A 19,600-nucleotide genomic window follows, 5' to 3' on the forward strand; every position below is an offset into this window, starting at 1 on the left:
ATGCGGTGCATTGAACCGAACTGGTTCATCCGCATATCCTCTGCGTACCGCGATGGGCTCACAAGCTGGCCGAACGGTCAGCAGTTCCTCCACTGAACCGCGTCGAACCGCACCGCCAGGCCGGATCACTCACTTCACGAATATGGCTTTACTCAACATCCTCAATTACCCGGACAAGCGGCTCTACAAGGTCGCGAAGCCCGTCGAGACGGTCAACGACCGCATCCGCCGGCTGGTCGCCGACATGGCCGAAACGATGTACGCCGCGCCCGGCGTCGGCCTCGCCGCAACCCAGGTCGACGTGCATGAGCGTGTCGTCGTGATCGACGTGTCCGAGACGCACGATGAACTGCGCGTGTTCATCAACCCGGAAATCGTCTGGAAGAGCGACGAGAAGAAACTCTCCGAAGAAGGCTGTCTGTCGGTGCCGGGCATCTACGACGACGTCGAACGCGCCGAGAAGGTGCGTGTGCGCGCGTTGAACGAGAAGGGCGAGAGCTTCGAGATCGACTGCGAGGGCTTGCTCGCGGTGTGCATCCAGCACGAGATGGATCACCTGCTGGGCCACGTGTTCGTCGAGTATCTGTCGCCGCTGAAGCAGAGCCGCATCAAGACGCGGATGAAGAAACTCGCTCACGCGATGTAATGCGCGCCTACCCCGCCTTTTGCTTCCACTCATGAGTCATACGCTGCGCGTCGTCTTTGCCGGTACCCCTGGATTTGCCGCAGCGGCGCTCGCTGGGATTCACGCGGCGGGCTTCCCGGTGCCGCTTGTGCTGACCCAGCCGGATCGGCCCGCGGGGCGCGGCATGAAACTGCAGGCCAGCGCCGTCAAGCGTTTCGCCGAAGAACACGGGCTCGCGGTTGCGCAACCGCCGTCGCTGCGACGCACCGGTAAATTTCCCGCAGAAGCCACTGCCGCCATCGAGCAGCTAAAGGCAACGCCCCACGATGTCATGGTGGTCGCCGCCTACGGCCTGCTGCTGCCGCAGGAAGTGCTCGATATCGCACCGCACGGCTGCATCAATATTCACGCGTCGCTGTTGCCGCGCTGGCGCGGCGCTGCGCCGATCCATCGCGCGATCGAAGCCGGCGACGCGCAGACTGGCATCACGCTGATGCAGATGGACGCCGGTCTCGATACCGGCGCGATGATCTCCGAGGCGCGTACGCCAATCCATCCCGACGATACGACCGCGACCCTGCACGACCGGCTCGCGCAGGCGGGCGCAACGCTGATCGTCGATGCGCTGGTCGAACTCGAGCGCAGCGGCAAGCTGCACAACGTGCCGCAGCCTGCTGACGGCGCCACCTACGCTGCGAAGATCGACAAACACGAAGCGACGCTCGACTGGCGTCGCCCCGCTGCGGCGCTGGCCCGCCAGGTGCGCGCCTTCGATCCGTTCCCCGGCGGTGTGGCGACGCTCGACGGCACGGCGCTGAAGATCTGGGCCGCAGCACCGGTCGAGATGCGTACCGACGCCACACCGGGCACGATCGTCGAGGTTGCGCCGGACGGTGTCGCGGTAGCCTGCGGCGAAGGTGTGCTGCGGCTCACGCAACTACAGAAGCCAGGCGGCAAGCGCCTGCCTGCACGCGAATTTCTCGCCGGCTCCACGTTGGCCGCGGGACAACGTTTCCAGCTTCCCGACGAGCAATAAGCAGGACAGTAAGCGCCTGCGCGCCCGCCTCTGAGGTTTTCATGTTCGGCATCACCCATTTCGGATTTTTCGTCGTCGCCGTTTTCCTGCTGAACGTGACGCCCGGCCCCGATACGGCTTATATCGTCGGGCGCAGCGTGGCGCAGGGCCGCGGCGCCGGGTTGATCTCGGCACTCGGTATATCGGCGGGCTGCTGCGTGCATTCGCTTGCCTGCGCGTTCGGGCTGACCGCGCTGCTGGCGGCATCGGCGACCGCGTTCACGGTGATCAAGTTCGTCGGCGCGATGTATCTGATCTACCTCGGTGTGAGGCTGATCCTCACCAAAGCGGACTCGAACCCGGAAGCGGGAACCGCAGCGCAGGCCACCGGCGCGCCGAAATCGCTGCGGCAGCTGTTCCTGCAAGGCTTCTGGACCAACGTGCTGAATCCGAAGGTCGTGCTGTTCTTCGTCTCGTTCTTCCCGCAGTTCGTCGCGACCACCAGCGATCACAAGGCATGGGCTTTTCTCACGCTCGGTCTCGTGTTCGTGGCAATGAGCATGGTGTGGAACAGCTTCGTCGCGTGGATCGCCGGTAGCGTCACGCAGCGCTTTTCCGGCAAACCGGGCGTGAAGCGCTGGCTGGACCGCGGCGTCGGCAGTGCGTTCGTCGGTCTTGGCGTTAAGCTCGCTACTGCAACACGATGATTGAATTATCCTTGCAAGCCCATATCTAACAGAAAGCTTACAATCGGGCGTCCCCAGCATATCGCCTGGAAGACGGCACGAGATATGAACCTGCAACCGGGCAAGGAGTAACGAACATGTTCAATTGGGTCAAAACCACGGTGTTGATGGCCGCGATCACGGCCCTTTTTGTTGTTATCGGCGGGATGATCGGCGGCCAGCGCGGCATGATGCTCGCGTTGCTGATCGCACTCGGCATGAATTTCTTCTCTTACTGGTTCTCGGACAAGATGGTCCTGCGCATGTACAACGCGCAGGAAGTCGACGAGGCCAGCGCACCACAGTTCTACCGGATGGTCCGCGAACTCGCGACGCGGGCCAACCTGCCGATGCCGCGTGTCTACCTGATCAACGAAGACGCACCGAACGCGTTTGCGACCGGCCGCAACCCCGAGCATGCGGCGGTGGCGGCCACGACCGGCATTCTGCGTGTGCTGTCCGAGCGCGAAATGCGCGGTGTGATGGCACACGAACTCGCGCACGTGAAGCATCGCGACATCCTGATCTCGACGATCTCCGCGACCATGGCCGGCGCGATTTCCGCGCTGGCTAACTTCGCGATGTTTTTCGGCGGTCGCGACGAGAACGGCCGTGCGACCAACCCGATCGCGAGCATCGCTGTTGCGCTGCTGGCGCCGATTGCCGGCGCGCTGATCCAGATGGCGATTTCGCGTGCGCGCGAATTCGAAGCGGACCGCGGCGGCGCGCAGATTTCGGGCGATCCGCAGGCGCTGGCTAGCGCGCTCGATAAAATCCATCGCTACGCGAGCGGCGTCCCATTCCCGACCGCAGAAGCACACCCGGCCACCGCGCAGATGATGATCATGAATCCGCTCGCAAGTGGCGGTATCGCGAACCTGTTTTCGACGCACCCGGCCACCGAAGAACGCGTCGCCCGGCTCATGGAGATGGCGCGCACCGGGCGCTTCGACTAGGGTGAGGGCCAAAGGGCGGCGCGATACATCGTGCGTGCCCCATCAGAAAAAGCGAACCTTCTCAGGGTTCGCTTTTTCATTCCCCAACATTGTTTGTCGCGGTCTACCGCCGTTTGCACGCTAACGGTATCCACCGGCCGCCCAGGCCCGCCAAGTTACAATGTCCCGTTTGTGTCGCGCGTACTGCGCGGCCTGCCCGCGCATTCTCCATGACCCGAAAGCCTTCCCAGCGTTCCTCTTCCCAACCGGCGCCGCGTGAGCGCGAATCCCGCCTGTCGGCACTGCATCTTGCGCCCGACTCTCTCGGCTTCGCACTCGACAGCGCCGCTCAGGCAATCGGCGCGGTACGCGCAGGCTCTGCGCTACCAGCTGCCGTGCAGGGTCTTTTTGCGTTCGGGAAAGACAGCGACGCGGCCATCGCGCGCGGTGCGGTACAGGATATCGCCTACACGACGATGCGCCGTCTCGGGAGCGCCGACTGGCTGATCGCACAACGGCTGCACAAGGAGCCGCCGCCGCACGTGGCCAACGTGCTCGCCTGTGCGTTCGCGCTGCTCATCGACGAAGGCGACGCCGCGGCCTATGCGCCGTTCACGGTGGTCGATCAGGCGGTGAATGCGATCGGGGGCCGACGCGAGTTCGCGTTCGCAAAGGGGCTCGTCAATGCGGTGCTGCGCGGCTTCCTGCGCGAGCGGGCCGCGCTGCTCGACGCCTTGCAGGCCGACGAGGTGGCGCGCTGGAATTACCCGTCGTGGTGGCTCGATGCAGTCCGGCGCGCGTGGCCCGATGCATGGCAGGATGTGCTCGCGGCCGGTAACGTACAGGGTCCTCTGACGCTGCGGGTCAATCCGCGCCACTCCACGGTCGATGCCTATCTACAGATGCTGAGCGAACAGGGCATCGCCGCGACCCATGTGGGCGCGTATGCGGTGCGACTCGCCGTGCCGACCTCGGTCGAACGCATTCCCGGTTTCACCGACGGTGTGGTGTCCGTGCAGGATGCCGGCGCGCAACTCGCCGCACCGCTACTCGATGCGCGCGACGGCATGCGCATCCTCGACGCCTGCGCGGCGCCCGGCGGCAAGACCGGACATCTGCTCGAACTTGCCGATGTCGAAGTCGTCGCGCTCGAAAGCGACGCGTCGCGGGCGCGCCGCATCGGCGAAAACCTGCAGCGTTTGCAGCTCGAAGCGGAAATCCGCATCGGCGACGCAGGCGACCCCACCGCGTGGCACGACGGCAAACCGTACGACCGGATTCTCGCCGACGTGCCGTGCTCGGCGTCGGGCATCGTGCGCCGGCATCCGGACATCCGCTGGCTGCGACGGGCATCCGACATCCCCGCCCTCGTCGCCGAACAGCGCCGTATCCTGCAGGCACTCTGGCCGCTGCTGAAAACAGGCGGAGAACTGCTCTACGTCACGTGTTCGATCTTCCCGGAAGAGGGCGAACTGCAGGCACAGTGGTTTGGAAACCTCTACCCGGATGCGGTACGATTGGACGCGCCGGGGCAACTACTGCCCGCGGCTGCCCGCGTGCCCGCCGGCGCATCGGCCGGTTCCATGGCTGGGCATTCCATCGGCCAGCACGCTGACCACGACGGATTCTTCTACGCGCGCTTTCAGAAACGGTGATCATCAAACGCTTCTTCCCGCTTCGGTTCGCGGCCGTGCTCTGGTTCGCGCTGGCCGTTTGCCTGACCGCAGCCGGCCAGGCGCGCGCCGATTCGATCGCCGTGCAACGCGCATCGCTGCAGTCCGACGGCAACGGCTGGGCGCTCGATGCCCGCTTCGACTTCGAGCTGAACAGCAGCCTTGAAGACGCGGTCAATCGCGGCATCCCGCTGTACTTCACCACCGATTTCGAATTGAGCCGCCCACGCTGGTACTGGTTCGACGAGCAGCCCGTGAGCGTGTCGCAGAGCATCCGGCTGTCGTTCCAGCCGCTTACGCGCGAATACCGGGTGTCGAGCGGCGGCTTGCAGCAGGGCTTCCCGACGCTCAGCGACGCGCTCGCCGTGATCAAGCACATCACGTCGTGGCACGTGATCGAACGTAATGACGTGCATCCCGGAGAAACCTATACCGCATCGGTGCGCATGCAGCTCGACGTCGCACTGATGCCCAAGCCGTTCCAGATCGACGCGGTCAACAACCGCGACTGGAATCTCGTTTCCGACTGGAAACGCTTTACCTTCACGGTGACCGAACGTGCTAAATAGCGTACGCCGCGTCACCAGTGTGAGCAGCATCGTCGCGCGCGTGCTGGTCTCGACGGTCGGTGTGACGGCTGTGCTGCTGCTCGTGCTGCTGGCCGCCGCGAGCGCGAACACCGAATTCTTCGATCGCTACTACGGCTGGCTCTACGCGGCCAACATCGCGGTCGCGCTGATCTTCATGCTGATCGTGACGGTGCTGGTCGGCATCATCATCATGCGGTTGCGCAGAGGGAAGTTCGGCACGCGGTTGCTCGCGAAGCTCGCGTTCTTCTTTGCGCTCGTCGGTGTGGTGCCGGGCGGCATCATCTATGTCGTGTCGTACCAGTTCGTGTCGCGCAGTATCGAGTCGTGGTTCGACGTCAACGTCGAGACCGCGCTGACGTCGGGGCTGAACCTCGGGCGCGGCATGCTCGACGCATCGCTGTCCGATCTGCAGACGAAGGCCCGGCTGATGGCCGACCAGATCGCGAGCGCCGATGCTCCAGGCACGACGCTCACGTTGCTACGGTTGCGCGATCAGTTCAGCGTGCAGGACGCGACGATCGTCGCGCCTGCGCCGCCCAGTATGTCGGGCGCGACTCCAGGCATGCGCGTTGTCGCGCAGGCGTCGAGCAATTACTCGACGCTGGTGCCGAGCGACGTGCCGACACAGATGATGATCGATCAGGCACGCGGCCGCGGCTACGCGGCCATCGAAGGCGAAGTGGACGGCGACCCCGCCGCGCACGGTCCGAAAGGCGCGCTGCGGCTGCGCGTCGTGACGCTCATTCCGGATTCGAACGCCTCGTTGCTGCAGCCCGCAGAGCGTTTCCTGCAGCTGACACAGCCGGTCTCGCCGACGCTTGCGCGCAATGCCGATGCGGTACAGCGCGCGTATCGCGAGTACCAGGAGAAGTCGCTTGGCCGTACGGGTCTGCGCAAGATGTACATCGGCACGCTCACGCTTGCGCTGTTTCTCGCGACCTTCATCGCGATGATGATCGCGCTCGCGCTCGGCAATCAGCTCGCGCGGCCGCTGTTCCTGCTCGCGCAGGGGACGAAGGAAGTGACCGAGGGCGACTACACGCCCAAGCGCGAAATCAAGTCGCGCGATGAACTCGGCTTCCTGACCCAGTCGTTCAACGCGATGACCCGACAGCTTTCCGAAGCGCGCGCCGCCGTTGAGAACAACCGTATCGCACTCGAACATTCGAAGGCCTACCTGGAAAGTATTCTCGCGAATCTCACGGCCGGTGTGTTCGTGTTCGACCGGCAGTTCCGTTTGACCACCGCGAACCGCGGCGCCGAGCGGATTTTCCGCCAGCAGTTCCAGGCGGTGCTCGGCTCGGCGCTCGATCGCATCGGCGTGCTGGCCGAGTTCGGCGCGATGGTGCGCAAGGCGTTCGCCGACCGCGAAGCGGCGAGCCGCGACGGCGACGATCGCGGCCACTGGCAGCAGCAATTTTCGGTGGAAGTGCCCGGCGAAACCGATCCGTTGACGCTGCTCGTGCGCGGCGCCCGGCTCTTCGCGGCCGCCGAAGGCGATGTGGCCGACGTGCAAACGGCGGGCTATGTGGTCGTCTTTGACGATATCTCCGACGTGATCTCGGCACAGCGTTCGATTGCATGGGGCGAAGTGGCACGACGTCTGGCGCATGAAATCAAGAATCCGCTCACGCCGATCCAGTTGTCGGCGGAACGGCTGCAGATGAAACTCGCGGACAAGCTCGGTCCGTCTGATGCCGATGTGCTGAAGCGCGGCGCGACCACGATCGTCAACCAGGTCGCGGCGATGAAGCAGATGGTCGACAATTTCCGCGACTACGCGCGCACGCCGCCCGCGGTACTGGCGAACTTGCAGCTCAACGAGCTGGTCAGCGAAGTGATGACGCTGTACGGGATCGAGGAAGGCAAGAGCGCGATTGCGGTGGAGCTGGCGGAATTGCCGGTCATTCGCGGCGACGCGACGCAATTGCGGCAGGTGATCCACAATCTGCTGCAGAACGCGCAGGACGCAGTGGCCGAGATTGCGGAGCCTCGCGTGTTGCTCGAGACGAGGACAGTAGAATACGGAGACCCCGACGCGGAAGGAAAGGTACGCATCGCGGTTCGGCTGACTGTGACGGACAACGGCCCGGGGTTCCCCGCGCGCATCCTGACGCGTGCATTCGAACCTTACGTGACGACCAAGGCCAAAGGGACAGGGCTTGGTCTTGCGATGGTCAAGAAGATTGTCGACGAACACGGCGCACGTATCGATATTCGCAACCGGCTCAAGGCGGGCGATGTGGTCGAGGGCGCGCAGATCTCGATCCTCTTTCTGCAACTCGCAGACGATACGGCAGCGCCCGACGCAGGACCGCAGACGACGCACGGCGCAGCGTTGCAGGGAACGACAAAAGCAACAGTGCAGACAAGGGCAGCGTAAATGGCAACCATCCTGGTGGTAGACGACGAAATGGGCATCCGGGAATTGCTCTCGGAGATCCTGAGCGATGAAGGGCATGTCGTGGAAGTGGCGGAGAACGCGCAGGAAGCGCGCGAACTGCGGCAACGTCAGGCACCCGATCTGGTGCTGCTCGATATCTGGATGCCCGATACCGATGGCGTGACGTTGCTGAAAGAGTGGGCTGCGCAAGGGCAACTCACGATGCCGGTCATCATGATGTCCGGTCACGCCACGATCGACACCGCAGTCGAAGCGACGAAGATCGGCGCACTCAATTTTCTCGAGAAGCCGATTGCGTTGCAGAAGCTGCTGAAGGCCGTCGAACAGGGTCTCGCACGCGGCGGCAATGCGGTGCCGGCAGCCGGCGGTGCAGCAGCGAAGCCCGCGGCGCCGGCCGGTGGGGCGACGGTGGCCTCGGCGGCGGCGCTGCCTGTGCTCGCGAGCGACGGCATCGGCGGTAGCACCGTGCCGAACCAGACCGCGGCGATCTCGTTCGATATTCCACTGCGCGATGCACGCGATGCGTTCGAACGCGCGTACTTCGAGTATCACCTCGCGCGCGAAAACGGCAGCATGACGCGCGTCGCGGAAAAGACCGGGCTCGAGCGGACTCACCTGTACCGGAAGCTGAAGCAACTCGGCGTCGATCTCGGCAAGAACAAGGGCGAGTAGGGTCTGGCGGGATAAATCATCAAGGGGCTTGAGCTGCGTCGAGTGCTTTGCTATACTCTCGCTTCTTCGTTGGCCCGGTAGCTCAGTTGGTAGAGCAGCGGATTGAAAATCCGCGTGTCGGTGGTTCGATTCCGCCCCAGGCCACCAGAATTCAGCCCCAGGAAATCGCAAGATTCCTGGGGCTTTTCATATGCTGGTCCGAAATGCAGCGAGGCTGCTGCCAGCCACAGCGGTGGCCCGCAAGCACCACTTCGGCCCCGATGATAAAATCGCACGTTTTCAAGGACTTGCCGGCCTTGCCTGAATCGTGCCGCAAGTCCTTTTCGTTTCTGGGCGCCGAGAGCGTACATCGTGTCGATATCGCGCGGACGTCTCCGCCCAACGATCAGCGGTATATCAGCGGTATAAGTGCCCAGCGACTCTGCGTGCGGAAGGCGCGGCCTATACTGCTTGAGCCGGCGCGGTGCCGGCGCGCGACGCTGCGTTGCCGACGGTGTACGGCACGGCAATGCAGCGGCGCGGCACTCATCTTCACGGAGTTTCACGGTGACCCGCAAAGACGCTAAAAGCAGCGCGCTTGTGCTGTTTTCAGGCGGCCAGGATTCGGCCACATGCCTTGCCTGGGCGCTCGAACGATATGAAACGGTCGAGACGCTGGGCTTCGATTACGGTCAGCGGCACCGGGTCGAACTCGAATGCCGCGAAGGTTTCCGGCAGGCCATCGTGCAGCGCTTTCCCGCATGGGCCGCGCGACTCGGCGACGATCACACGATCGATCTGTCGGTGCTCGGCGCGATCAGCGATACCGCGATGACGCGCGAAATCCAGATCGAGACCGCCGCCAACGGTTTGCCGAACACGTTCGTGCCGGGCCGCAATCTGATGTTCATGACGATCGCTGCGGCGATTGCGTATCGGCGGGGTTTGCAGGTGTTGGTCGGTGGTATGTGCGAGACCGATTTCTCGGGCTATCCCGACTGCCGCGACGACACGATGAAGGCGCTGCAGGTGACGCTCAATCTCGGCATGGCTACACGCCTGCTGCTCGAAACGCCGTTGATGTGGCTCGACAAGGCCGACACGTGGCGTCTTGCGCACACACTCGGTGGCGACGAACTGGTCGAGCTGGTGCGGGTCGAGACGCATACCTGCTACGTCGGCGAGCGGGCGGAGTTGCATGCATGGGGATTCGGTTGCGGCGAGTGTCCGGCGTGCCGGCTGCGCAAGCGTGGTTACGAGGCGTATCTCGTCGGCGAGAAGGTGACGGCGCCCGCATGAAATGCGGTAGGAGCGCGATAACGCGCGCGGTTGGGATATTGAAGTTCAGTGCGCACTCGCGCAACACCGGCATGGCAGATGCCAGCCAATCAGGTGAGTAATCTGGAGTCTTAGGCGAAAAGCAGCATGACGTACGCAGTCAAGGAAATCTTCTACACGTTGCAGGGCGAGGGCGCGAACGCCGGGCGCCCGGCTGTGTTCTGCCGGTTCGCCGGCTGCAATCTGTGGTCGGGCCGCGAGGAAGATCGCGCGGATGCTGTGTGCCGCTTCTGCGATACGGATTTCGTCGGCACCGACGGCGAGAACGGCGGCAAGTATCGCAGCGCCGAAGAGCTTGTCGCGATGATCGCCGCGCAGTGGCCGCAGGGCGAAGACAACCGCTTCGTCGTGTGCACGGGCGGCGAACCGATGCTGCAGATGGACCCGCCCTTCGTCGACGCACTGCATGCAGCGGGCTTCGAGATCGCGATCGAGACCAACGGCTCGCTGCCGGTGCTCGAGACGATCGACTGGATCTGCGTGAGCCCGAAAGCCGATGCGCCGCTCGTCGTGACGAAGGGCAACGAGCTGAAGGTCGTCGTGCCGCAGGACAACCAGCGCCTCGCCGACTACGCGAAGCTCGAGTTCGATTATTTCCTCGTCCAGCCCATGGACGGTCCGTCGCGCGACATCAATACGAAGCTCGCGATCGACTGGTGCAAACGCCATCCGCAGTGGCGCCTGTCGATGCAGACTCACAAGTACCTGAATATTCCCTGATTTGCCGTGCTGACCATTACCCGAAAACTCGAATTCGATGCGGGCCACCGCATCCCCGATCACCGCAGCCAGTGCCGTAACCTGCACGGGCATCGCTACGTGCTCGAAATCACGCTGCAAGGCGACCTCGTCGAAACCGAAGGCGCGCCCGATCGCGGCATGGTGATGGATTTCGCCGATGTGAAGTCGCTGGCTATCGAACATCTCGTCGACAAGTGGGATCACGCGTTTCTCGTCTTCGAAGGCGATACGCGCGTGCGCGGCTTTCTCGAATCGATGCCCGATCACAAGACGGTCGTACTCGATCGCATCCCGACCGTCGAAAACCTCGCAGCCGTCGCGTTCGATATTCTGGCCAACGTCTACGACGCGCACTACGGCGTGAATCTGCGGCTGCACCACGTGCGCCTGTACGAAACCCCCAACTGCTGGGCCGACGTGGTCCGCGACTAACGCGTTATTGTCACGGTATGATCGCTCGACAACCACACGGAGCGAGACATGCCGGTTACCACGCTACACGGCGCACGCCATCTGCCCAGGGCCGTTCCTGGCCCGGCTGAACGTCCATCCTTTCTGCTCACGCATCGTTCCAGCGAAGGCGCTGCCTCGCGCCGGCGAGGAGCGCCGCGATGAGCACGTTCACGAATCCCCTGAAGCAACGTCTGCACGAATCTGAGCCGCTGATCGGGCTGTGGCTGTCACTTGGCAGCGATGCAGCCGCAGAAGCGCTCGCGCACGCCGGCTTCGACTGGCTGCTGATCGACATGGAGCACTCGCCCAACGACAGCAACGATGTCACCGCGCAGTTGCGCGCCATCGCGGCTGCGCATCTGCCGAGCGAACCGGTGGTGCGTGTACCCGCGAAGGAAGGCTGGCTCGTCAAACGCGCGCTCGATGCCGGCGCGCGCACGCTGATGTTTCCGAACATCGAAACCGCGGATGACGCTGCGCATGCGGTGCGTCTGACGCGCTATCCCGACACCAATACACCCGACGGCCTGCGCGGTGTAGCCGGCGCAGTACGGGCCGCTGCGTACGGTATGCGGCGCGACTACATCCAGAACGCCAACGCGCAGATCGCGACGATCGTGCAGATCGAGTCGGCACGCGCAGTGCAGGAAGTCGAACGGATTGCGGCGACGTCCGGTGTCGATTGCCTGTTTATCGGACCGGCCGATCTCGCGGCAAGCCTCGGTCATCTCGGCGATCCGAAGCACCCCGAGGTGCAGCAAGCAATTGCGCACATCTCGGATGCAGCGCGGCGCGCCGGCGTCGCGACTGGCATCTTCGCGCTCGACGTCGCAGGTGCGCGGCAGTATCGCGAGGACGGGTTTCGCTTTATCGCGCTTGCCGCCGACGTCATGTGGCTGCTTCGCGCAACGCGCCAGGCGCTGCAGGAGGCGCGGTCATGAAGCGGTGCATTCGAGGTCGAGGGATGGCGCGCGCGGCGATCGGCGCAGTGTCCGCCGTGCTGTTCATGGTCGGCCCGGTGCATGCGCAGATCGAGAAACCGAAAGCGTCCGATCTCGCCACGCAAACGGCGGTCGCCGACTACAACGCCGGCAACCTGAGCGTTGCGCTCGTCGAGTTTCGCAAGGCCGCCGAACACGGCAGCCGCCTCGCCGAATTCAACTACGCGATGATGCTGCTCAATGGCGAAGGCGGCAAAGCCAACGTCGATGAAGGCAAGAAGTGGCTGCGCAAGGCCGCGGACGCCAACATGTCGCATGCGCAGTACGTGTACGGAAAAATGTACGACGACGGGGAGTTCGTGGGCCGCGATCCCGCCGAGGCGCATCGCTGGTTTCTGAAGGCTGCGCGGCAGGGACACGTGCTGGCGGAACTTGCGCTGGCGAACCAGTTCCTCGATGGACGGGGCACGCCGCGCGACAACCGGCAGGCGTTCATCTGGTACGAGAAGGCCGCCGAGGGTGGCGACATGACCGCGCAGTATGTGGCCGGCTCGTTCTATGAGCGCGGCGGCGACGGCGTCAAACAGAACCTGAACGTGGCGCGCGCGTACTACGCGGCGGCTGCGGCTCAGGGCGATCCGGCGGCGCGTCTGAAGTATCAGCAACTGTCCGCGCAGTTGCTCAACGCCGCACCGAAATCGTCGAAATCACCGTAGTCACCATAACGCAGGCGCCCGCTGCAACTGCGGGCGTCGTGCTCCGCGCGTTCAACACTCAACTCTGCATCAAACGCTTCTGGCGCCCCACACTCATGATCAGACCGATCGCGACACCGAGTGTGGTGAGCGCCGTGCCGCCGTAACTCATGAACGGCAACGGCACGCCGACCACCGGCAGGATGCCGCTCACCATGCCGATATTGACGAAGGCGTAGGTGAAGAACGCCATCGTCAGCGCGCCGGCCAGTAGCCGCCCGAACAGCGTCGCACCGTTCGCGGCGATATACAGCCCGCGCGCGATCAACGCCATGTACAGCACCAGCAGCACGATGCCGCCGGCCAGCCCGAATTCCTCCGAGAACACCGCGAAGATGAAGTCGGTGTGCTTTTCCGGAATGAATTCCAGATGCGCCTGCGTGCCCTTCAACCAGCCCTTGCCGAGCTCGCCGCCGGAACCGATCGCGATCACGGCCTGAATGGTGTGGAAGCCTTTGCCGAGCGGATCGGAGGTCGGATCGAGCAGCGTACAGATGCGGTGCTTTTGATAATCGTGCATCAGCGGCCAGGTGACTTCGGGCTGGCAGATCCGGTCCTGGAATGCCGCGATCGATGCCACCGCGATCGTTGCGGCGATCAGCACCGGCACGATCAGCTTGAAGCTCAGGCCCGCGAAATAGATCACGAAGAAGCCCGCGGCGAACACCAGCACGGCGGTACCGAGATCGGGCTGCTTGGCGATCAGTCCGACCGGCACCAGCAGGATCACGAGGCCGACCAGATAGTCCCACCAGCGCACCACGCCTTCGCGCCTTTGGTAATACCAGGCGAGCATCAACGGCGTAGCGATCTTCAGGATCTCCGACGGCTGGATCACGACGCCGACGTTGATCCAGCGTTTGGCGCCCTTGCGCGTGAGCCCGAATAGCGCGACCGCCACGAGCATCGCAATACCGAACGTGTAAAGCGGTACCGCGAAGCGCATCAGCGTGGTGGGCGGCACATTGGCGAGGGCCCACATCAGCACGAACGTCAGCATGATGTTGCGCAACTGGTCTTCCACGCGCCCGGGCACATCGAGGCTCGCGCTATACAGCGTGACGATGCCGACGCACAGCAGCAGGAACACGGTGAGCGCGAGCGGGCGGTCGAAGCCTGCGAACATCCGCTTGATGCGGTCGAGCCAGGCGCGCTTGTCGAATTGCATGCCTTTCTCCTTACTCGTCGATGCCGCCGCTAGCCGGCTGGGCCGGCTGCGACTCTTTCCCGTCGTTGCGCGTGGGCGCGACGACTGCGGGCGTTGCGCCGCCGGCAGGACGGGGGCTGTGAGGGCCGCCGGATTTGCGCGGCACGAGAATTTTGGCGCGCGGCGCCGCAGCGATGGCCGCCGATGCAATGCTGGCCGGCTCTGCGGCGGCATCGGGAGGCGCGCTTAATGGCGTGGCTGGCGTGTCCCCTGCCGAAGCGGCAACCGCCGCCGATGCCGCGCCAGGCGCCGAGGCCGCACCCGGCTCCGGCAACGCGGTAAAGCCCGTCGCGACAGGAACCGGCAACGTGGTTTTGACGGGCGTCGATGCGCCGCCTATGACCGGCGCGGAAGCATCTTCGGTTGCCGAGGCCGCTGCTGCGACGGCCGCGGCTTCGGCGCCTGGTTTCTGCCGGTCGACCAGATAAAAGTCCAGCACCTTGCGCGCGATCGGTCCAGCCGCTTCGGCGCCCCAGCCGCCGTTTTCGACGATCAAGGCTACTGCGATTTTCGGATTGTCCGCCGGCGCGAATGCAGTAAAGAGCGCGTGGTCGCGCAGCCGCTCGGGGATCGCATGGCCCTTGTAGTTCGCGCCCTGCAGCGAATAGACCTGGGCCGTGCCGGTCTTGCCCGCCGCCTGATACGGTGCGCCGATAAACAGCTTCGATGCCGTACCGCCGGTCACCACACCGACCAGCGCGCGCTTGACGACATCGATGTCCGATTGCGGCACGTTGATGCGACCGTCGTCTTTGGGCACGGTCAGGTGCGTATCGCGGGTGATCGGATTTTCGATTTCCTTCACGAGGTGAGGCTTCATCAGCACGCCGTTGTTGGCGAGCGTCGCGACCGCATGAGCGAGCTGCAAGATCGTGAACGAGTTGTAGCCCTGGCCGATCCCGAGGCTGATCGTTTCGCCTTCGTACCAGCGTTGCTGTTCCGGCTTGCGATACGCCTTGCGCTTCCATTCGGTCGACGGCAGGATGCCGCGCGCTTCGCCGGCGATGTCGATACCGGTGATCTGCCCGAAGCCCCACGGCTTCATGAAATTGGCGATCGCGTTGACGCCGAGGTCGTGCGCGAGCATGTAGAAGTACGTGTCGTTCGACACGACGATCGCGCGGTTCATGTCGACCCAGCCCTGACCCGAGCGCACGTCGTTGCGGAACGTGTGGCCGCCGAACGTGTAGTAGCCCGGGTCCTGGAAGCCCCAGCCCGGTGTGCGCTTGTGCAGCGCCAGCGCGGCGAGCGCCATGAACGGCTTGTAGGTCGAACCCGGCGGATAGGTGCCGTGCAGCGGCCGGTTCAGCAGCGGGTGGTCGGGCGAGTTGTTGAGGTCGTCCCAGGTCTGCTGGTCGATTCCGTCGACAAACGAGTTCGGATCGAAGCTCGGCGCCGAGACGAACGCGAGCACGTCGCCGGTGGCCGGTTCGATTGCGACGAGTGCGCCGCGCCGGCCGGCGAACGCCTGCTCGGCGACCTGCTGCAAACCGATGTCGATCGACAGCACGAGATTGTTACCCGGCGTGGCCTGAGTGCGCGACAGCGTACGTACCGGTCGGCCACCCGCGGTCACTTCGACTTCCTCGAAACCGGTCTGCCCGTGCAGTTCGGTTTCGTAGCTCTGCTCGACGCCGATCTTGCCGATGTAGTCGGTGCCCTTGTAGTTGTTCGCGTCGAGGCGTGCGTCGTAGTGCTCGGGATCGCTGTTGTTCTGATCGCTGGCGTCGTCGATGCGATCCTGATCGCGCTGCGAGATCCGGCCGATGTAGCCGATCACGTGCGCGGCGGTCGGCCCGAGCGGGTACTGGCGGAAGAGGCGCGCGCGCACTTCGACGCCGGGAAAGCGGAAGCGCTGCGCCGTGAAGCGCGCGACTTCGTCGTCGGTGAGGCGCGTGCGGATCGGCAGGCTTTCGAAATTCTTCGAGTCTTCCTGCAGCTTCTTGAAGCGGCGCCGGTCGCGGGCATCGATCGAGATGACGGTGGCGAGACTGTCGATCACATTATCGAGCGTGTCGTTGAGCTTCGACGGCGTGATTTCGAGCGTGTACGCCGAGTAGTTTTTCGCGAGTACGACGCCGTTGCGGTCGGTGATGATGCCGCGGTTCGGCACGATCGGCGCCACCGAGATGCGGTTTTCGTCGGCCTGCAGCGAGTACTTGCTGTAGTGCCACACCTGCAGGTACAGGAAGCGGAACGTGATCAACCCGAAGCAGACGAACACGAACAGACCCGCCGCCGCGACGCGCAGGCGGAACTTCGAGAGCTGCTGCTGGGTGTCCTTGAATTCGGTCATGCGATAGCAAACAGGGCCGTCTGGCGGCCGTCACGAGGTGCGCGAACCCGCAGGCCGCGAACCGGAAGAGATAACGTGCGCGGACCGGGCCGGCGGGATGCAACGAGTTTCAAGGGCGGTCCCGGTGAGCGCTGGACTAGATAGGACGCGTGTCGTCCGGATCGGCCGGACGGCGTTGCGGCATCAGCAGTATCACGCTGGCGAGCGGCCACAGCACCGCTTCGACGAACCCGTCGATCAGATAACCCCAGCCCGGAAACGCCGCGCCGGCCAGCAGCCGGATCACGAACGGAACGATCTGCGCGATGACGAACAGCGGCATCACGGCGAACGCCTGCACGCCGAGCGACATCCACAGCACCCGCCGATGGATCGTGATCGCGCCGTACGACAGCAGCGTATACGCGAGCGCGTGCTCGCCGAGCAGGCTTGCGTTGTGTACGTCCATCAGCAGACCGAGCAGGAACGCGATGCCCATACCGACCTTGCGCGGCTGGTGGACGTTCCAGAACAGCAGCACCAGTGCGACGAAGTCGGGTATGCCGATCAGACGGCCCCAGGGCATCAGGTTCAGCAGGAACGCGGCGGCGAGGCTGAATGCGATGAAGTATGGGTTGACCGGCTGCAGGATGTATTGCGGGCGGTTCATGGGTTCGCCCCCTGGCCGGCGGCTGGTGTAGCGGGTTTCACGGGGGCGGCGGGCGCAGTGGGCCGGGTGCTATGAGCAGGCTCTTTGCCGGCGGGTTTCGCCGCAGGCTTATCAGCGGGTTTGCTCGCGGGCTTGTCCGCGGTTTTATCCGAACCCTTTTCAGCAGCCTTGTCCGCGCCCTTCGCGCCTGCCTTGTCCGCCGCAGGCTTCTTCGCCTTTGCCGCTTTCGCGGAATCGGCTGCCGACTCGGCCTCTTCCGGCCGCGGCGGCACATCGTTCTGATAGTGCAGCACGAGCAGCTGGCGCGCGCCGCGCACCGGCGCGACCGGCACGCAGACGACGCGTGCGAACGCCGTATCGGCCTGCTTGTCGACCCGCACGACCTTCGCTACCGGCAGCCCCGGCGGATAGACACCGTCGAGACCGCTCGTGACGAGTTCGTCGCCGGTCTGCACATCGGCGCTGATCGGCACGAAGCGCAGATCGAGCGAGTCGCCCTTCGGTGTCCCATAGATCACGCTGCGCAGCCCGGTTCGCACGATCTGCACGGGCACGGCCTGGTCCTTGTCGGTGAGCAGGGTGACTTCGGCCTGCAGCGGGAACACGCGCGTGATCTGGCCGATCACGCCGTCTTCGTTGACAACCGGCGAACCGTTCTGGATGCCCTGCTGCGAACCGCGGCCGATCACGACTTTCTGCGTAAAGGGGTCGCTCGTGTCGTACTGGATTTCGGCGGGAATCGACTGGATGGTCGCGCGTTGCGACAGTTGCAGCAGGCTGCGCAAGTGCGCGTTCTCCGCGCCGAGCAGTGCTGATTGATTGGCTTGTTGCGATAGTTGCAGATTGCGCTCGCGCAGCTTCGTGTTTTCAGCGCGCAGCGTGGCGCTCGTCACGGCGAGATCGGCGGCGCCCATGAACAGGTCGCGCGGCACGAGCGCCGCGCGTTGCAGCGGATACAGGCCCGCCCCGAGCACCCCGCGGACGATTTCGAGCGTCTTGAAGCGCGCGTCGGAAATGAGCAGCGCCAGCGCGAGCACGACGAAGAAGATCAGCCGGGCGAGTGCCGATGGACCTTGCTTGAATAGGGGCGGCGGACTGTATTCCATGGTCGGCGCCGGGCGCGTGAGCGGGTGAATGAAGCGGTATGCAGCGCGGCGATCGCGCTCAGCGCGCGGCGGCCGGACGGGCCGCCGGGCAACGCGCCAGCCCGGAGGGAGCTGGCCGTGCCGTCCGCGCTGCGGTCATGGAGCAGGACTCGCTTACTCGTAAGAGAAGATACTACCGAGCTTGTCCATGCGCTCGAGCGCCATGCCCGAGCCGCGCACGACGCACGTGAGCGGGTCTTCGGCGACCAGCACCGGCAGGCCGGTTTCTTCCGCGAGCAGGCGGTCGAGGTCGCGCAGCAGTGCACCGCCGCCCGTCAGCATCATGCCGCGTTCGGCGATGTCGGCGCCCAGTTCCGGCGGGGTTTGCTCGAGTGCGATCTTGACCGAGGACACGATCTGGTTGAGCGGATCGGTCAGGGCTTCGAGGATTTCGTTGCTGGAGATTGTGAAGCTGCGCGGAATGCCTTCCGACAGGTTGCGGCCCTTCACTTCCATTTCCTTCACTTCGGAACCCGGGAACGCGGAACCGATTTCCTTCTTGATCGCTTCGGCAGTTTGCTCGCCGATCAGCATGCCGTAATTGCGGCGGATATAGTTGACGATTGCCTCGTCGAACTTGTCGCCACCGACACGCACCGAACCCTTGTACACGATACCGCCCAGCGAGATCACGCCGACTTCCGTCGTGCCGCCGCCGATATCGACGACCATCGAGCCCGTCGCTTCCGATACCGGCAGGCCGGCACCGATTGCAGCTGCCATTGGTTCTTCGATCAGATAGACCTGCGAGGCGCCCGCGCCGTGCGCGGCTTCCTTGATCGCGCGACGCTCAACCTGGGTCGAGCCGCACGGCACGCAAATGATGATGCGCGGCGACGGCGAGAACATGCGGGATTCGTGAGCGGTCTTGATGAACTGCTTGATCATCTGCTCGGTGACGGTGAAGTCGGCGATCACGCCGTCTTTCATCGGGCGGATCGCCTCGATGTTGCCCGGCACCTTGCCGAGCATCTGCTTTGCTTCCTTGCCGACTGCCTGAATCGTCTTCTTGCCGTTCGGGCCGCCTTCCTGGCGGATGGAAACCACCGACGGTTCATCGAGGACGATACCTTTGCCACGCATGTAGATAAGCGTGTTGGCAGTGCCGAGGTCAATCGCCAGATCGTTGGAGAAGTAGCTGCGCAAAAAACCGAACATTCAAAATCCTGTCTCGCTGGGGGCCGGGCCTCGCACTGTATGCGTAGGGCGGCAGCGGAAAAAATAGCAGTTTCAGGCTGGCGGGAGCGGCCACGAGAGCACGAAACTGCGGGGGGAATCTACCGGAGGCCGGGGCAGGGCCGCTCAGCGTTTTCTGGGTGCAAGCTGGAAAATGTTCCAGCAGGGCCTTGCCAGCTCGGTCCGGGTTTGGGTCGAACGCGTAATGATACCTTATAATTTTGCTTGTTTTGAAGGAAACGGAGCGCACTTTTTGCCTCTGACGGCCCGCTTTCGAGGGT

General features: G+C 64.2%; 18 protein-coding genes and 1 tRNA gene. 14 read left to right on the forward strand and 5 right to left on the reverse strand.

From position 1 onward, the window contains the following. Positions 1 to 142 precede the first annotated feature (142 nt). From def to FNZ07_RS13920, 14 genes are all read left to right on the forward strand, one after another. Positions 143 to 646: a peptide deformylase gene (def, locus tag FNZ07_RS13855; protein ID WP_091019366.1), complete on the forward strand. Its 504-nt coding sequence runs from the start codon at positions 143 to 145 to the stop codon at positions 644 to 646. 31 nt (positions 647 to 677) lie between these two features. Continuing rightward, positions 678 to 1,661 (forward strand): methionyl-tRNA formyltransferase, encoded by a 984-nt coding sequence (fmt, locus tag FNZ07_RS13860; RefSeq protein WP_091019368.1) that lies wholly within the window; start codon positions 678 to 680, stop codon positions 1,659 to 1,661. A 41-nt stretch (positions 1,662 to 1,702) separates the two neighbouring features. Next, positions 1,703 to 2,347, forward strand: coding sequence for a LysE family translocator (locus FNZ07_RS13865; RefSeq protein WP_091019370.1), 645 nt, complete (start codon positions 1,703 to 1,705; stop codon positions 2,345 to 2,347). Positions 2,348 to 2,463: 116 nt separating this feature from the next. Beyond that, entirely contained in the window at positions 2,464 to 3,321 is an 858-nt protein-coding gene (gene htpX / locus FNZ07_RS13870) for a zinc metalloprotease HtpX (protein WP_091019371.1), read from the forward strand. Between the two features lie 209 nt (positions 3,322 to 3,530). After that, positions 3,531 to 4,955 (forward strand): 16S rRNA (cytosine(967)-C(5))-methyltransferase RsmB, encoded by a 1,425-nt coding sequence (gene rsmB / locus FNZ07_RS13875; RefSeq protein WP_091019374.1) that lies wholly within the window; start codon positions 3,531 to 3,533, stop codon positions 4,953 to 4,955. Next, positions 4,952 to 5,542, forward strand: a complete 591-nt coding sequence (locus FNZ07_RS13880) for a DUF4390 domain-containing protein (RefSeq protein WP_091019376.1) — start codon at positions 4,952 to 4,954, stop codon at positions 5,540 to 5,542. Before rsmB ends, FNZ07_RS13880 begins: the two co-directional genes overlap by 4 nt. Further along, on the forward strand, positions 5,532 to 7,946 hold the full coding sequence (locus tag FNZ07_RS13885) for a sensor histidine kinase (RefSeq protein WP_091019378.1): 2,415 nt from the start codon (positions 5,532 to 5,534) through the stop codon (positions 7,944 to 7,946). The genes FNZ07_RS13880 and FNZ07_RS13885 overlap by 11 nt, the downstream gene beginning before the upstream one ends. Continuing rightward, positions 7,947 to 8,639, forward strand: coding sequence for a response regulator transcription factor EsaR (gene esaR, locus FNZ07_RS13890; protein WP_091019380.1), 693 nt, complete (start codon positions 7,947 to 7,949; stop codon positions 8,637 to 8,639). It abuts the gene before it with no gap. A 71-nt stretch (positions 8,640 to 8,710) separates the two neighbouring features. Continuing rightward, positions 8,711 to 8,786 (forward strand) — tRNA-Phe (locus FNZ07_RS13895). A gap of 399 nt (positions 8,787 to 9,185) precedes the next feature. Continuing rightward, positions 9,186 to 9,917 (forward strand): 7-cyano-7-deazaguanine synthase QueC, encoded by a 732-nt coding sequence (gene queC, locus FNZ07_RS13900; RefSeq protein ID WP_091019382.1) that lies wholly within the window; start codon positions 9,186 to 9,188, stop codon positions 9,915 to 9,917. Between the two features lie 126 nt (positions 9,918 to 10,043). Then, positions 10,044 to 10,676, forward strand: a complete 633-nt coding sequence (queE, locus tag FNZ07_RS13905; RefSeq protein ID WP_091019385.1) for a 7-carboxy-7-deazaguanine synthase — start codon at positions 10,044 to 10,046, stop codon at positions 10,674 to 10,676. A 9-nt stretch (positions 10,677 to 10,685) separates the two neighbouring features. Further along, a complete protein-coding gene (gene queD / locus FNZ07_RS13910) occupies positions 10,686 to 11,129 on the forward strand; it encodes a 6-carboxytetrahydropterin synthase QueD (protein WP_091019557.1) in 444 nt (147 codons plus the stop codon). Positions 11,130 to 11,308: 179 nt separating this feature from the next. Beyond that, entirely contained in the window at positions 11,309 to 12,091 is a 783-nt protein-coding gene (locus tag FNZ07_RS13915; RefSeq protein WP_091019386.1) for an HpcH/HpaI aldolase family protein, read from the forward strand. A gap of 65 nt (positions 12,092 to 12,156) precedes the next feature. After that, positions 12,157 to 12,807 carry a tetratricopeptide repeat protein gene (locus tag FNZ07_RS13920; protein ID WP_245811738.1) on the forward strand — a complete coding sequence of 217 codons (651 nt, stop codon included), beginning with the start codon at positions 12,157 to 12,159 and terminating at the stop codon, positions 12,805 to 12,807. A 58-nt stretch (positions 12,808 to 12,865) separates the two neighbouring features. Here the strand turns inward: FNZ07_RS13920 and rodA are convergent, their stop codons facing one another. The 5 genes from rodA to FNZ07_RS13945 all read right to left on the reverse strand — a co-directional run bounded on the left by rodA (position 12,866) and on the right by FNZ07_RS13945 (position 19,301). Next, positions 12,866 to 14,014 carry a rod shape-determining protein RodA gene (gene rodA, locus FNZ07_RS13925; RefSeq protein ID WP_091019390.1) on the reverse strand — a complete coding sequence of 383 codons (1,149 nt, stop codon included), beginning with the start codon at positions 14,012 to 14,014 and terminating at the stop codon, positions 12,866 to 12,868. Between the two features lie 10 nt (positions 14,015 to 14,024). After that, entirely contained in the window at positions 14,025 to 16,349 is a 2,325-nt protein-coding gene (gene mrdA, locus FNZ07_RS13930) for a penicillin-binding protein 2 (RefSeq protein ID WP_091019392.1), read from the reverse strand. A 136-nt stretch (positions 16,350 to 16,485) separates the two neighbouring features. Continuing rightward, a complete protein-coding gene (gene mreD / locus FNZ07_RS13935; protein ID WP_091019395.1) occupies positions 16,486 to 16,998 on the reverse strand; it encodes a rod shape-determining protein MreD in 513 nt (170 codons plus the stop codon). Next, a complete protein-coding gene (gene mreC / locus FNZ07_RS13940) occupies positions 16,995 to 18,104 on the reverse strand; it encodes a rod shape-determining protein MreC (protein WP_091019396.1) in 1,110 nt (369 codons plus the stop codon). Before mreC ends, mreD begins: the two co-directional genes overlap by 4 nt. A gap of 153 nt (positions 18,105 to 18,257) precedes the next feature. Next, complete coding sequence (locus tag FNZ07_RS13945; protein ID WP_004189550.1) at positions 18,258 to 19,301, reverse strand: rod shape-determining protein; 1,044 nt, start codon at positions 19,299 to 19,301, stop codon at positions 18,258 to 18,260. Between the last annotated feature and the right edge of the window lie 299 nt (positions 19,302 to 19,600).

It is taken from the genome of Paraburkholderia megapolitana (assembly GCF_007556815.1).
GTDB lineage: Bacteria > Pseudomonadota > Gammaproteobacteria > Burkholderiales > Burkholderiaceae > Paraburkholderia > Paraburkholderia megapolitana.